Source organism: Rhodopseudomonas sp. P2A-2r, from assembly GCF_026015985.1.
Taxonomy (GTDB): Bacteria; Pseudomonadota; Alphaproteobacteria; order Rhizobiales; family Xanthobacteraceae; genus Tardiphaga.
Window position 1 is genome coordinate 3,613,653 of sequence record NZ_CP110389.1, and the last position, 14,230, is coordinate 3,627,882.

Genomic DNA, 14,230 nt, shown 5'->3' on the forward strand with positions numbered 1-14,230 from the left:
AGGATGCGGCCGCGAACGCCCGCGCGTGCGGCCACCCGTCGAGGCCGTCGCTGCGCGACGGCGCCTCAGGATGACGACAGAGTCTGCTGAGAGTTAAGTTATCACACCTTCTCGAACGGCACGCTGATGCTGCTCTTCTGCTCCAGCCATTCCGGCACCGGCAGGTTCTTCGAACGCATGAAGGCTGGATTGAACAGTTTCGATTGGTAGCGGCTGCCGTTGTCGCACAGGATGGTCACGATGGTATGGCCGGGGCCCATGTCCTTGGCGAGCCGGATCGCGCCGGCGATGTTGATGCCACTGGAACCGCCGAGGCAGATGCCTTCGTGTTCGAGCAGATCGAAGACGATCCGCACGGCTTCGTCGTCCTGGATCTGGTAGGCGTCGTCGACCACAGCGCCTTCGAGGTTGGCGGTGACGCGGCCCTGGCCGATGCCCTCGGTGATCGATGAGCCCTCGGATTTCAGCGCGCCGTGCTTGTAGTACTCGTACAGCGCCGAACCCATCGGATCGGCGAGCACGATCCGGATCTTGTCGTTGAATTTCTTCAGGCCGAGCGAGACGCCGGCGAGTGTGCCGCCGGAGCCGACCGAACAGACAAAGCCGTCGATCTTGCCGTCGGTCTGTTGCCAGATTTCCGGCGCCGTGGTTTCGATATGGGCTTGGCGGTTGGCGACGTTGTCGAACTGATTCGCCCAGATCGCGCCGTTCGGGTCGCTCTTTGCGAGTTGCTCGGCAAGGCGGCCGGACAGCTTCACGTAGTTGTTCGGGTTGGCATAGGGCACCGCCGGCACTTCAATTAGTTCGGCGCCGCACAACCGCAGCATGTCCTTCTTTTCCTGGCTCTGCGTGTCGGGGATCACGATCACCGTGCGAAAGCCGAGCGCATTGGCCACGAGGGCCAGGCCGATTCCGGTGTTGCCGGCCGTGCCTTCGACCACCGTGCCGCCCGGCCGCAGCGTGCCGCGCGCGATGGCGTCACGGATAATGAACAGCGCCGCACGATCCTTGACCGACTGGCCTGGATTCATGAATTCGGCCTTGCCGAGAATGGTGCAACCGGTCAGCTCGGAAGCACGCTTGAGCTTGATCAGCGGCGTGTTGCCGATTGCTTCGACGACGTCGTTATCAATGTTCATGATGCGGAATTCTGCCAGCGGGGATGCCAATGTTGCGGCGACCCTAGTGGACGGCCGGGGGCTGCACAAGGGAAGCAGCCCTTCCTGGCCGCAGTCACTCCACCTTGGCGAACACCACCTGCCGCACGTCGATATTTCCCGACAGGAACCCGGCCTCGCAATAAGCAAGGTAGTATTCCCAGAGCCGCCGGAAGCGATCGTCGAAGCCGAGCGGCGTCAGGCTCGGCCATGCCGCGCGGAAATTATCTCTCCATGTGGCCAGTGTCTTGGCATAGTCTTGCCCGAAAATCCGCTCGCGGATGACAGGCACACCGAACCGCGTGCCCAGCGATTTCAGGATCTCGGGCGACGGCAGCATGCCGCCGGGAAACACGTAGCGCTGGATGAAGTCGACCTCGCGCCGGTAGGTCTGAAAAAACTTGTCCTGGATGGTGATGGCCTGAATCCCGACCAGCCCGCCGGGCATCAGGCGGTCGCGCAGTTGTGAGAAATATTGCGGCCAGAATTGCTCGCCGACCGCCTCGATCATTTCGATGGACGCGATGCGGTCGTACTGGCCGCGCTCATCGCGATAGTCCTGGAACCGAATCTCGACCTGGTCGCCAAGGCCGGCCGCCTGGATGCGCTTCTGCGCGAAGTCGCGCTGCTCGGTGCTGATGGTGAGGCCGACCACATGGGCGCCGTAGTTCTTGGCGGCGTATTCGGCAAAGCCGCCCCAGCCGCAGCCGATTTCCAGCACCCGATGGCCGGGCCGCAGGTCGATGGCTTCGGCGAGGCGGCGATACTTGTTGTTCTGGGCCGCGGTCAGATCCTGGGTGTGGTCCTCATAGATCGCCGACGAATAGGTCATGCTCGGATCGAGCCATGCCGAGTAGAATGCATTGCCGATGTCGTAATGCGCGAAAATGTTCTTGCGCGCCTGTCGTTTGGTATTGCGGTTGAACCAGTGACGGACGATCTGCACGAAGCGCATCAGCGGATTGTCGCCGAGCATGGCCTGGATCAGGTCGTGATTGACGCAGAACAGATACAGGAACTGGGTCAGGTCCGGCGTATCCCACTCGCCATGCAGATAGGCCTCGGCGATGCCGATATCGCCGCCATTGAGCAGACGGGATGCAAAGCCGTAGCCGTAGATCGTCATGGCCGCCGTTGGGCCGGGTTCCATGCCGCCGAGCCGCACGCGGCGGCCATCGGGCAGGGTGACGTCCAGCGTCCCGCGTCGCAGGCGCGATCCGAAGCCGAAGGCCAGCCGCACAATGCGCGGCAGATCCGCGAGTTGGGTCTCCACATTTTCGGGCGTCAGGGCAATCAGTTCAGACATGTCAGATCCATCGAGTAGCGTGGCTCTGTGTCCGAGTGCGCGACGACTGTGCGTGGCCGTAGCCGCTTGATTAAACAAGAGCCCCCTTATGCGCCGCGGAATTCGCAGTCCGCGACGACATTAGCTCCTGACTATAATCACTGCGAGGGTCTGCAGCCAAGGTAGTATTTGGAGGCGCCGGTCGCGGCACCAGCCGGGCGCCCTTGATCCACAGCCGCAGCGCCTGCCAATGAATGGCGGCCATGATTTTCAAGGTCACCAGCGGCAGTGAGATGAAGGACCGCAGCAGAGCCGCTGTGGTGAGTGGGCGCCGCTCCCCGATGAAGGTGGCGGCGAGGATCGGGCCCTCGACGTCGGTTTCCAGGATGCGCAGCTTCACGTTCTGTCCGGGCGGCGACACACGAAAATGATAGCGCATGGCCATCCCGAGGAACGGCGAGACGTAGAACAGCTTGTCCTGTTGCTGCCGGATGCCGGCCGCACTGCACTCGCCCGGTTGCACCGGCAGCACATAGGCATGGATGTCGCCGAAGGTGTTGCGCACCTCATAGATCATCAGCGCCAGCGTGCCGTCGGGCTGGTAGCAGAAATAGGCCGACAGCGGATTGAAGGTGTAGCCGAGCAGGCGCGGGTAGCACAGCAGCGTGACCCTGCCGCCGGTCAAGTCGATGCCGTGCCCGGCGGCGCAACGCTGCGCATAGGCGCGCAGCGACGAGCCATCGCGATCGCCATGATCGGATTCATGGAAGCTGTAGAGCGCGGCACGGTTGACGCCGAACAACCGCGATGCCCTGCTGGCTGTCTCGAGCTGGTCGAGATCGATCAAGAGGCTCATGACGCGATAGCTGAAGCGATGGCCCATCGGCTTCAGGCGTGCATGCATGACATCGCCGAAGTAAAGCACGGCCGCGGCATGTGCCGCGTCCGGTCGTGTTGTCGCCTGAGTCATGTCCGCCGGCATCGTTACTCCGCGGCTTCTGCCATTTCAGGCGGCGGCTCCCGCCACGGCACCGTCGCGCCGAGCGCCTCGGCGACCGCCAGGCCGGAGCGCAGCCCGTCCTCGTGAAATCCATATCCGGTCCAGGCGCCGCAGAACCAGGTGTGGCGCTGCCCCTGAATCTCGCCGAGCCGTTTTTGCGCGGCGAAGGCTGCCGCATTGTATCGCGGGTGGTCGCACAGATAGCGACCAAATGTGAGCCCCGGCTCGGGCTCGAAGGGCGGGTTGAGGCTGACGAACAGCGGCTTGTCGTCGGCGATGCCCTGCAAGGGGTTCATCCAGTAGGTGACGGCGACGTCGTTGATGGAGCTTCCTCCCGCTGCCAGCGCAGGAAGTTCCATGACGCCCATGCGCCTCTGCGCTTGGGCATGAGGCGGGGGTCGCGATGCAGGTAGACGACGTTGGGCGCGTAGCCGATGTCGCCCAAGATCTCCTGTTCCTCGACGCTGGGATCTGCCAGCATCGCCAGCGCCTGGTCGCTGTGCGACGCCACTACCACATGGTCGTAGGTATCGCTGCGACCATGGCTGTCATTGACAACGACGCCATGCGCCGTGCGCGCGATGGACGTCACCGCGCATCCCAGCCGCAGATGGTCTCCGAAAGCCGATACCAGTTTTTCGACGTAGCGCTGGCTACAACCTTTGACCGTGCGCCAGACCGGACGATCATATTGCAGCAGGCGATGGTTGCTGAAGAACGCGACGAAATTCTCGGCGGGGAAATCGAGCATTTGCTCGGCCGGTGCGGACCAGATCGCGGCGCCCATCGGCGCCAGGTAATCCGAGAGCAGCCGCGGCGCGAATTTTCGCCAGGCAAAGTATTCGCCGAGCGTCATGGTGCCGAGCAAGCCTTCGGTTCGGTCCTTCACGCTCTGCTCGTTGAAGGTCAGGATGTCGCGGAGCATGCGCAGGTACGATGGCGACAGGAGGTTCTTGGGCTGGACGAACAGGCCGCGGGCCGTTTCGGCCCAGGATATGCCGCCGCCTTTCCACTCGAAACGCCCGGCATCCGCACTGACTGCGAAGCTCATGCAGCTCGCCACCGTGTCGACGCCAAGATGCGCAAACAGGGCGGTGAGGTCGGGATAATTCAGCTCGTTATAGACGATGAAGCCGATATCGACTGCCAGCGCCGCGCCGTCATAGTCGATGGTCACGGTGTGGCTGTGGCCCCCGGGCCGCAATTCGCGGTCGTAGACAGTGACCGGATAGCGCTTCGACAAGGCCCAGGCCGCCGCGTTGCCGGCGATTCCCGTTCCGATTACTGCCACGCGCATTCCCAGCCCCCGCCATTTGTTGCTGTAGAGATACGTTGGTAACCGATGGAGGTTTCAAACCAGAGCGGCTCGGCCGGGGGCGCGCCGCCATAACGCCACCAGACACATAAAATCACATGAAATCTTGGTAAGACTGCCACATGCGACAATCCGGCCAGTCTGCATAAAAGTACCGTGGAATATGGAGATTCTTGAGAGTCCGGTGCGGCTGGCGACGCCTCAGCCGAGGCCGCACTTTCCGGGGCAAACGCGGATCAATGCTGTCCGCGCCGGAATCCGCCCGCTACAATGGCCTTCAGTCCCTTGAAAGAAGAATCGCTCGTGAACGTGCCACAAGCTGCAGTGAAAAACGTCGGAATGTTCCCGGAAGCGCGTCAGCGCAGCGATGCCCGCGTCGAGGCGCTGACGTGACATCACCGTCGCCATGGCGGTTGCCGGCCGGGCCGGCGGGGCGGCGGCTGATGCTCCGGATCGGCGGAAGACTGATGCCTTGCGCAGTCGCCGTGTCGCTGTCGGGCTGCATTCTCACCAAGGACCTGCCGGACCCGGCGCTCGACGTTCCGGCGTCTTACCAGGCGGCGCGGCTGGCCAATTCCGGCGGCGCGGTTCCGGCGCTGGACTGGTGGCGCGGCTTCCGCTCGCGCGAACTGACCCAGCTGATGGAGGAGGCCCAGACCGTCAATCTGGATATCGCGGCGGCCACCGCGCGCATTATCCAGGCCGATGCCCAGGCGCGAATCACCGGTGCGGCGCTGTTGCCGAGCCTCAGCGGAGGCGGGCAGGAAACCTATTCCCGGACCTCGGGTTCGAGCGCCAGCGGCTTGACCAATAATGGGCGCGAGATCGTCAATTATTCGGCCTCGCTCAGTGCGAGCTACGAAATCGACTTCTGGAGCAAGAATCGCGACGCCGCGCTGGCGCTCGAAGAGACCGCCAACGCCAACCGCTTCGATCGCGATGTGGTGGCGCTGACCACGCTGACCGCGGTCGCCAACGCCTATTTCCAGGTGCTGGCCTCGCAGGACCGCATTCGGACCGCCGAACGCAATATCGCCAGCGCGCAGCGGATACTCGATGCCATCAAGCAGCGGCTCAGTGCCGGCACCGGCACCGACCTCGACGTCGCCCAGCAGGAGAGCGTGCTCGCCAACCAGCGCGCCGCTGTGCCGCCGCTGCGCCAGACGCTGGCCCAGAACGTCAACGCGCTGGCCACCCTGGTGTCGCGCCCCCGGAGAGCGTGCGCGTTGCCGGCGGCTCGCTGAACAACATTTCGTCGCCACGGGTGACGCCAGGCCTGCCTTCGGAGTTGCTGACGCAGCGGCCGGATATCCGCCGCCAGGAATCCCAGCTCGCCTCCGCCACCGCCAATGTCGGCAGCGCCCGCGCGCAGTTCTTTCCCAGCATCCAGCTGACCGGGCAGGGCGGCTATCAGAGTTCGGCGCTGGTAGCGCTGTTCCAACCGAATGCCGCGTTCTTCAGCCTGGTCGGCGGCCTGACCCAGCCGATTTTCGACGGCGGCCGGATCCGGGGCAATTTCGAATTGACCCAGGCGAAGCAGGACGAGCTGCTGCAGACTTATCGCAAGACCGTGGTGTCGGCCTTCGCCGATGTCGACAATGCCCTGGTGGCGATCCGCCAGACGTCCGAAAAGCTGCGATTGCAGCGTGATGTGGTGACGGCGTCGCGGCGCGCATTCCAGCTCTCCGAGCAGCAACTGCGCGCCGGGACGGCTGACATCGTGACTGTGTTGAACACCCAATTGACGTTATTTCAGGCCGAAGATGCGCTGTCCCAGGCCCAACTGGCGCGGCTGCTGGCGATCGTCAGCCTGTATCAGGCGCTGGGCGGCGGTTGGGAGCCGAAGATGGAGAAGCCGGTCAATGCTCTTTAAGCCGGAATTGAACGAGACCGCGAAGGCCGCCGGCGAGGGTGTCACCCGCGTCGCCGGGCGCGCGCGCCGCCGCACGGTCTCGATCCTGGTCATGCTGATCATCCTGGGCAGCCTCGGCTATATCGGCTGGCGGGCGATGCAGCAGAAACAGGCCGCCGAACGCGTGCGTCCTGACCTCAGCGTGCCGGTGCTGGCGGCGAAGCCACGGATTATGGACGTGCCCGTCTCATCTCGACGGCGTCGGCTCGGTGAAAGCGCTGAACAACGTCACAGTGCGCGCCCAGGTCGACGGCAAGCTGATCAAGGTGAATTTCAAGGAGGGCCAGGACGTCAAGGCGGGCGACGTGCTCGGCGAGATCGACCCGGTGCTCTACAAGGCGCTGTACGATCAGGCCGTCGCCAAGAAGGCTCAAGATGAGGCGACGCTGGCCAATGCCCGGCTCGACCTTATTCGCTATCAGCAACTGGCCGCATCTAATGCCGGCTCCAAGCAGCAGGCCGACACGCAGAAGTCGGTCGTGGCGCAGCAGGAAGCCCTGGTGAATTCCGACCAGGCGGCCATCGACAATGCCGCGGCGACGCTGAGCTATACCAAGATCATCGCGCCGCTGTCCGGCCGGGCCGGGCTTCGCCAGGTCGACCAGGGCAACATCATCCATGCCTCCGACACCACCGGCCTGGTGATCATCACCCAGCTGCAGCCGATCGCGGTGCAGTTCAGCCTGCCGCAGCAGCAGATCGTCCGTGCCAATGCCGCGGCGGCCAAGGGGACGCTCGCCGTCGACGTATTCGGCAATGACGGCGTCACCGTCATCGACAACGGCACCCTGACCGGCATCGACAACCAGGTCGACATCACCACCGGCACCGTGAAGCTGAAGGCAGAATTTCCCAATGCCACCTTCCAGCTCTGGCCCGGCCAGTTCGTCAATGTGCGCCTGAAGGTCGAGACCCTGTCCAAGGCGCTGGTGGTTCCGACATCGGCCGTGCAGCGCGGCCCCGCCGGGACTTTCAGCTATGTGATTGGCGAGGGTGAGGTCGTGAAGGCGGTGCCGGTCACGGTGACCCAGCAGACCGAGACCGACGCGGTGATCGCCAAGGGGCTTTCCCCGACCGACCGCGTTGTGACCACCGGCTTTGCCAATCTCGCCGAGGGCAGCAAGGTGACGATCGGCAGCAACAGCGAAGAGCCGACCGCCGACCTGGCGCCGCGCAAGCGTGGCCAGCGCGGCGAACGGCGTTCGGGCGAGGGCGACCAGAAGGGACAGACCGGTCCTGCCAAGGCGCCCAGCAGCGCCGCGCCCGGCGCAGCCAAGCAGCCATGACGTCGATATCGGCCACCTGATTTGACCAACGCAACAGCGAAGAGCGCGCAGCCATGAGCGTCTCGGAACCCTTCATTCGCCGGCCGGTCGCGACGTCGCTGCTCGGTGTGGCGCTGCTGATCGGCGGCGCGCTTGGCTATTGGGCGCTGCCGGTCTCGGCGCTGCCGCAGGTCGATTTCCCGACCGTGCAGGTCTCGACGCAACTGCCAGGCGCCAGCCCGGATGTGATCGCCTCGCTGATCACCGCGCCGCTGGAACGGCAGCTCGGCCAGATTCCGTCGCTGACCTCGATGACATCGACCAGTTCGTTCGGCGTCAGTTCGGTATCGCTGCAGTTCGATCTCAACCGGGATATAGACGGCGCCACCCAGGACGTGCAGGCGGCGATCAATGCCGCCGCCGGCGTGCTGCCGAAGAACCTGCCGTACCCGCCGGTCTACGCCAAGGTCAATCCGGCCGATGCGCCGGTGATGACGCTGGCGCTGACCTCCGACACCATCTCGCTGCGCGCCATGAGCGACATCTCCGACACGCTGCTGGCGCAGCGGCTGAGCCAGATCTCCGGCGTCGGCCGCGTCGCCGTGCTCGGCGGCCTTAAGCCGGCCGTGCGGGTCCAGGCCGACCTGTCGCGGCTCGCCGCCTATGGCATCGCGATGGAGGACCTGCGCACCGCGATCGCAGGCGCCAACGTGTCCGGGCCGAAGGGCTCGCTCGACGGCGCGCAGCAGGCCTACACCATCGCCGCCAACGACCAGATCGCCGCGGCCGACGCCTACCGCCCCATCATCATCGCCTATCGCAACGGCGCGCCGGTGACGATCGGCGACGTCGCCCAGATCGTCGACGGGCTCGAGAACGACCGCACCGGCGGCTGGTATCAAGGCACGGCGGCGGTGATCATCGAGATCCAGCGCCAGCCCGGCGCCAATGTCATCGAGGTCGTGCGCCAGATCAACGAAGAGATTCCGAAGGTGCAGCGCTCGATGCCGGCCGGCGTCAAGCTGACCGTGGTCAGCGACCGCACCGTCACCATCCGGGCTTCCGTGCATGACGTGCAGTTCACGCTGCTGCTGTCGGTCATTCTGGTGACGCTGGTGGTGCTGCTGTTCCTGCGCTCGCTGCGAGCGACGCTGATTGCCGGGGTGGCGCTGCCGCTGTCGCTGATCACCAGCTTCGGGGTGATGTATTTCGCCGGCTTCAGCCTCGATAACCTTTCCCTGATGGCGCTGACCATCGGCACCGGCTTCGTGGTCGACGACGCTATCGTCATGATCGAGAACATCGTCCGGCACATGGAGGATGGCGAGAGCCCGATGCAGGCAGCCCTGAGCGGCGCCAGCGAAATCGGGTTCACCGTGATCTCGCTGACGGTGTCGCTGATCGCGGTGTTCATCCCGCTGCTGTTCATGTCGGGCCTGGTCGGCCGCATGTTCCGCGAATTCGCGCTGACCCTGACCATCGCCGTCATCACCTCGGCTGTCGTATCGCTCACCCTGACGCCGATGATGTGCTCGCGGCTGCTGAAGCACACCGGTGAGGAATGGCAGGTGCCCGGTCTCGCCGCGGTCAGCCGCGGCATCGATCGCATGGTCGCGTTCTATCACCGCACGCTGCTGTGGGTGCTGCAGCACCAGCGCGCCACATTGGTCGTGACGTTCCTGACCGTCGCGGCCACCGTGGTGCTCTACATCGTCGCCCCCAAGGGGTTCCTGCCGCTGCAGGATACCGCCGCGATTACGGCGGTGACCGAAGCCGGCGCCGATGTGTCCTTCGCCGAAATGCAGAGCCGGCAGAGCGCAGTGGCAGCGGCCATCGAGGCCGCCCCCGACGTCACCGGCGTGGTCTCGGTGATCGGCGGCGGCACCGTCAACCCGACCACCAATGTCGGCCGCCTTGTGTTGAATCTGAGGCCGCGCGGCGAGCGCAAGGACGACATCGGCCAGGTCATCGTGCGGTTGAAGCAGAGCGTCGCCGGCATTCCCGGGATGACGGTGTATTTCCAGCCGGTGCAGGATATCCAGATCAGCACCCAGGCCAGCCGTTCGCAGTACCAGTATACGTTGACCGGCACGGACTCGACGCAGGTCACGCTGTGGTCGGAGCGACTGGTTGCCGAACTGCGCCGCGATCCAATGTTCCGCGACGTTTCGTCGGAAAACCAGGCCGGCGGATTGCGCGCCTCGCTGGATATCAACCGCCAGCGCGCCGGCCAGCTCGGTGTCAGTCTGCAGGCCATCAACGACACGCTCAACGACGCCTTCGCGCAGCGCCAGATCTCAACCATCTACGGCCAGGCCAACCAGTACCGTGTGGTGCTGGAGGCGCTGCCGTCGCAGCAGCGCGATCCGAACGTTCTGTCCAAGCTGTATCTGCCCGGCGCCGCCGGCGCCCAGGTGCCGCTGTCGGCGGTGGCGACGCTGACGCGCACCACGGCGCCGCTGGCGATTTCGCATCAGGCGCAGTTTCCGGCGATATCGCTGAGCTTCAACCTGGCGCCGGGGAGGCGCTCGGCGACGCCGTGCAGGAAGTCCGGAAAATCGAGACCCGGATAGGCATGCCCGGCAGCATCGTCGGCCTGTTCGCCGGCGATGCCGCTGAGTTCTCCAAATCGCTGTCCGGCCAGCCCTGGCTGATCCTCGCGGCACTGGTGACGATCTACATCGTGCTGGGCGTGCTCTATGAGAGCTACATCCACCCGATCACCATTCTCTCGACGCTGCCCTCGGCCGGCGTCGGCGCGATCCTGGCTTTGATGGCGACCGGGCAGGACCTCTCAGTGATCGGCCTGATCGGCATCATCCTCCTGATGGGCATCGTCAAGAAGAACGCCATCATGATGATCGACTTCGCGCTGGATGCCGAGCGACATCGCGGCATGACGCCGGAAGCGGCTATTGTCGAGGCCTGCCTGCTGCGCTTCCGACCGATCATGATGACCACGCTCGCCGCGCTGTTCGGCGCGTTGCCGCTGGCGGTAGAAAGCGGCACCGGCGCCGAGCTCCGGTTTCCGCTGGGCGTGTCGATCATCGGCGGTCTGGTGCTGAGCCAGTTGCTGACGCTCTACACCACGCCGGTGATCTACCTGGCGCTGGACCGCATCAATCGCCGCTTCGAGAGAGCCGTGCCGTCCGCCCCGCTGCCGCCGACAGCAGAAGCGGCAAAGGGAGCGCCGTAATGGCGTCCATTTCGGAACCCTTCATCAGGCGCCCGGTCGGGACCACGTTGCTCGGCATCGGCCTGTTTTTGATCGGCGCCGTCGCCTACGATTTCCTGCCCGTCGCGGCGGTCCCGAATGTGGACTTCCCCATGATCCGGGTCTCGGCCAGCCGGCCCGGCGCCGATCCGGCGATCATGGCGGCGACGGTGGCCGCTCCGCTGGAACGGCGGCTTGGCGTGATCGCCGGCCTCGACCAGATCACTTCGACCAGTTCGCTGGGGACCACCAGCATCCAGCTGCAGTTTGCCATCGGCCGCAGCGTCGACCGCGCCGCGCGCGATGTGCAGGCCGCGATCAACGCATCGCTTGCCGACCTGCCGACCGACCTGCCGACGCTGCCTAATTTCCGCAAGGCCAACCCGTCGGCGGCGCCGGTGTTCATCCTGGCGCTGACGTCGAAGACCATGTCGGCCAGCGCGATCTACGATGTCGCCGATACCGTCATCGTGCAGCGGATCTCGCAGGTGCCGGGGGTCGGCGAGGTCACCGCATCAGGCGCGGATCAGCCGGCGGTACGGATCCAGCTCAATCCGGTAGCGCTGTCCAATGCCGGCATCGCCACCGACGACGTCCGCACCGCCATCGTCAACGCCAATCCGCTGGGTCCGGTCGGCATCTTCCAGGGGGCGCGGCAGAGCGAAACGCTGTCGATGAACCCGCAAATGCGTACGGCCAAGGAATTCCGCGACATCATCGTCAAAAGTTCGAACGGCAATTATGTGCGGCTGTCGGATGTGGCCGACGTCCAGGATGCCACCCGCAACAGCCGCTCCATCGCCTGGTTCAACAAGCAGCCGGCGGTGCTGATCCAGATCACCAAGCAGGGCGACGCCAACGTCATCGACACCGTCGATCGCGTCAAGGCACTGATCCCCGATCTCAAGCAATGGATCCCCGCCGGTATCGAGGTCTCCGTCCTGACCGACCGCACCGGCACGATCCGCGCCTCGGTCGAGGATATGCAGTGGACGCTGCTGGCCACAGCCATCCTGGTGATGGTGGTGGTGTTTGCGTTCCTGCGCCGTGGCATCCCCACCATCGCGGCAGGCGTCTCGGTGCCGCTGGCGCTGGCCGGAACCTGTGCGGGCATGTGGCTGGCCGGCTTCTCCATCAACAACCTGTCGCTGATGGCACTGGCCATCTCGGTCGGCTTCGTGGTCGACGACGCCATCGTCATGATCGAGAACATGTACCGCAATCTGGAGGAGGGCATGGCGCCGCTGCAGGCGGCGCTGGAAGGTGCCCGGCAAATCGGCTTCACGGTGCTGTCGATCAGCCTGTCGCTGATCGCCGCCTTCACGCCCCTGATCTTCATGGACGGGCTGGTCGGCCGTCTCTTGCGCGAGTTCTCGTTGACGCTGACCTTTTCCATCGTGGTCTCCACCGTGGTGTCGCTGACCGTGACGCCGATGATCTGCGCGCATTACATCAAGACCGGCCTGTCGAGCACCGAGACGCGTTTCGACCGCATTGTCGAGGGCACGCTGTCGCGTATCGTGGCGTTCTACGAGCGCACGCTTCATGTGGTGCTGGGCTTCCCGCTGCTGACGCTGCTGGTCTTCTTCGCCACCATCGCGCTCACGGTGACGCTCTACATCAAGACGCCGAAGGGCTTCTTTCCGAACGACGACAGCGGCTTCGTGATCGGCGCGACGCGCGCCTCGGCCGACACCTCGTTCCAGGCGATGCTCGGCCTGCAACAGCGCCTTGCCGACCTCGTGCTGGCCGACCCCGGCGTACAGAGCATCGGGTCGATTCTTGGCGGCGGCGGTCCGGGCGGCGGCGGCGCCAACCGCGGCACCATGTTCATCAGCCTGAAGTCGCCGGAGGAACGCAACGGCGCTTCCACCGAAGACGTCATCAATCGGCTGCGCCGCAGTCTCGGAATGGTGCCAGGCATCCGACTGTTTATGTTCGCAGCGCAGGATCTGCGCGCCGGCGGCCGCCAGAGCGATTCCAACTACCAGTACACGCTGACGTCGACCAATCTCGACCTGTTGCAGAAGTGGGCCCCCTGGTCGGCAAGCGGTTGGAGAGCGTCGAGGGCATCACCGACGTCTCCAGCGACCGCGATCCCGGCGGATTGCAACTGACGCTGTCGATCGATCGCAAGACCGCCTCAAGCCTCGGCATCAAGGTGCAGGACATCGACAACGCGCTCAACAACGCCTTCTCACAGCGGCAGATTTCCACGATCTACACCCAGCGCAACCAGTACAAGGTGATCATGGAAATCGACGGCAAGTTCCAGAACGATCCGTCGGACCTCGACCGGATCTTTGTGGCCGGCGCCAATGGCGCACAGGTGCCGCTGTCGGCCGTGGTCCACGCCACCCGCACGCTGTCGGCACTGGCGGTATTTCACTCGCAGTCGTTCCCCTCGACCACCGTGTCGTTCAATACGCTGCCCGGGGTGCAGCTCGACTCCGTGACCGCCAATATCCAGCGCGCCGTCGATGAATTGCACATGCCCGAAGGCATTCGCGGCAGCTTCGATGGCAACGCCGGCGACTTCAACAAGTCGACCGGGCGGCAGCCGTTGCTGATCCTGGGCGCCCTGATCGCGATGTATATCGTCCTGGGCGTGCTCTATGAGAGCCTCGTGCACCCGCTGACCATCATCTCGACGCTGCCTTCCGCCGGGCTCGGCGCGCTGCTGGCCCTGCAGGTCACCAACACGCCGCTCACGGTGATCGCCTTTGTCGGCATCATCCTGCTGATCGGCATCGTCAAGAAGAACGGCATCATGATGGTGGATTTCGCGCTCGACGCCGAGCGAAATCGCGGGCTGTCACCGGTCGACGCCATTTTCGAGGCCTGTAGCGTGCGTTTTCGCCCGATCCTGATGACGACACTGGCGGCCCTGTTCGCGGCCATTCCGCTGGTGGTGGCCACCGGGCCGGGCACCGAACTGCGCCGGCCGCTCGGTATCACCATCATCGGCGGGCTTTTGATTTCCCAGATCCTGACCCTCTACACCACGCCGGTTATTTACCTTCTGATCGACCGGCTGCGCAGCCGATCGAGGCCCGCACCTCTGCCGGTGCCAGCGGAATAG

4 protein-coding genes and 5 pseudogenes are annotated in these 14,230 nt (G+C 64.7%); 5 read left to right on the forward strand and 4 right to left on the reverse strand.

The features are described 5' to 3' along the window. Positions 1–101: 101 nt before the first annotated feature. The 4 genes and pseudogenes from ONR75_RS17415 to ONR75_RS17430 form a co-directional block, all read right to left on the reverse strand. On the reverse strand, positions 102–1,139 hold the full coding sequence (locus ONR75_RS17415) for a cysteine synthase A (protein ID WP_265078379.1): 1,038 nt from the start codon (positions 1,137–1,139) through the stop codon (positions 102–104). 94 nt (positions 1,140–1,233) lie between these two features. Continuing rightward, positions 1,234–2,463 carry an SAM-dependent methyltransferase gene (locus tag ONR75_RS17420; protein WP_265078380.1) on the reverse strand — a complete coding sequence of 410 codons (1,230 nt, stop codon included), beginning with the start codon at positions 2,461–2,463 and terminating at the stop codon, positions 1,234–1,236. Positions 2,464–2,533: 70 nt separating this feature from the next. Beyond that, positions 2,534–3,412 carry a DUF1365 domain-containing protein gene (locus tag ONR75_RS17425; protein ID WP_265078381.1) on the reverse strand — a complete coding sequence of 293 codons (879 nt, stop codon included), beginning with the start codon at positions 3,410–3,412 and terminating at the stop codon, positions 2,534–2,536. Positions 3,413–3,426: 14 nt separating this feature from the next. Then, a pseudogene (locus ONR75_RS17430) lies at positions 3,427–4,739 on the reverse strand (NAD(P)/FAD-dependent oxidoreductase). A gap of 288 nt (positions 4,740–5,027) precedes the next feature. Here ONR75_RS17430 and ONR75_RS17435 point away from each other — a divergent pair. The 5 genes and pseudogenes from ONR75_RS17435 (at position 5,028) to ONR75_RS17455 (ending at position 14,230) form a co-directional block, all read left to right on the forward strand. Further along, a complete protein-coding gene (locus ONR75_RS17435; protein WP_265078382.1) occupies positions 5,028–5,150 on the forward strand; it encodes a hypothetical protein in 123 nt (40 codons plus the stop codon). Between the two features lie 50 nt (positions 5,151–5,200). Continuing rightward, a pseudogene (locus ONR75_RS17440) lies at positions 5,201–6,630 on the forward strand (efflux transporter outer membrane subunit). Beyond that, positions 6,620–7,955: pseudogene (locus tag ONR75_RS17445) on the forward strand (efflux RND transporter periplasmic adaptor subunit). The pseudogenes ONR75_RS17440 and ONR75_RS17445 overlap by 11 nt, the downstream one beginning before the upstream one ends. A gap of 53 nt (positions 7,956–8,008) precedes the next feature. Then, positions 8,009–11,130: pseudogene (locus ONR75_RS17450) on the forward strand (efflux RND transporter permease subunit). Further along, positions 11,130–14,230 (forward strand): annotated as a pseudogene (locus tag ONR75_RS17455) (efflux RND transporter permease subunit). Before ONR75_RS17450 ends, ONR75_RS17455 begins: the two co-directional pseudogenes overlap by 1 nt.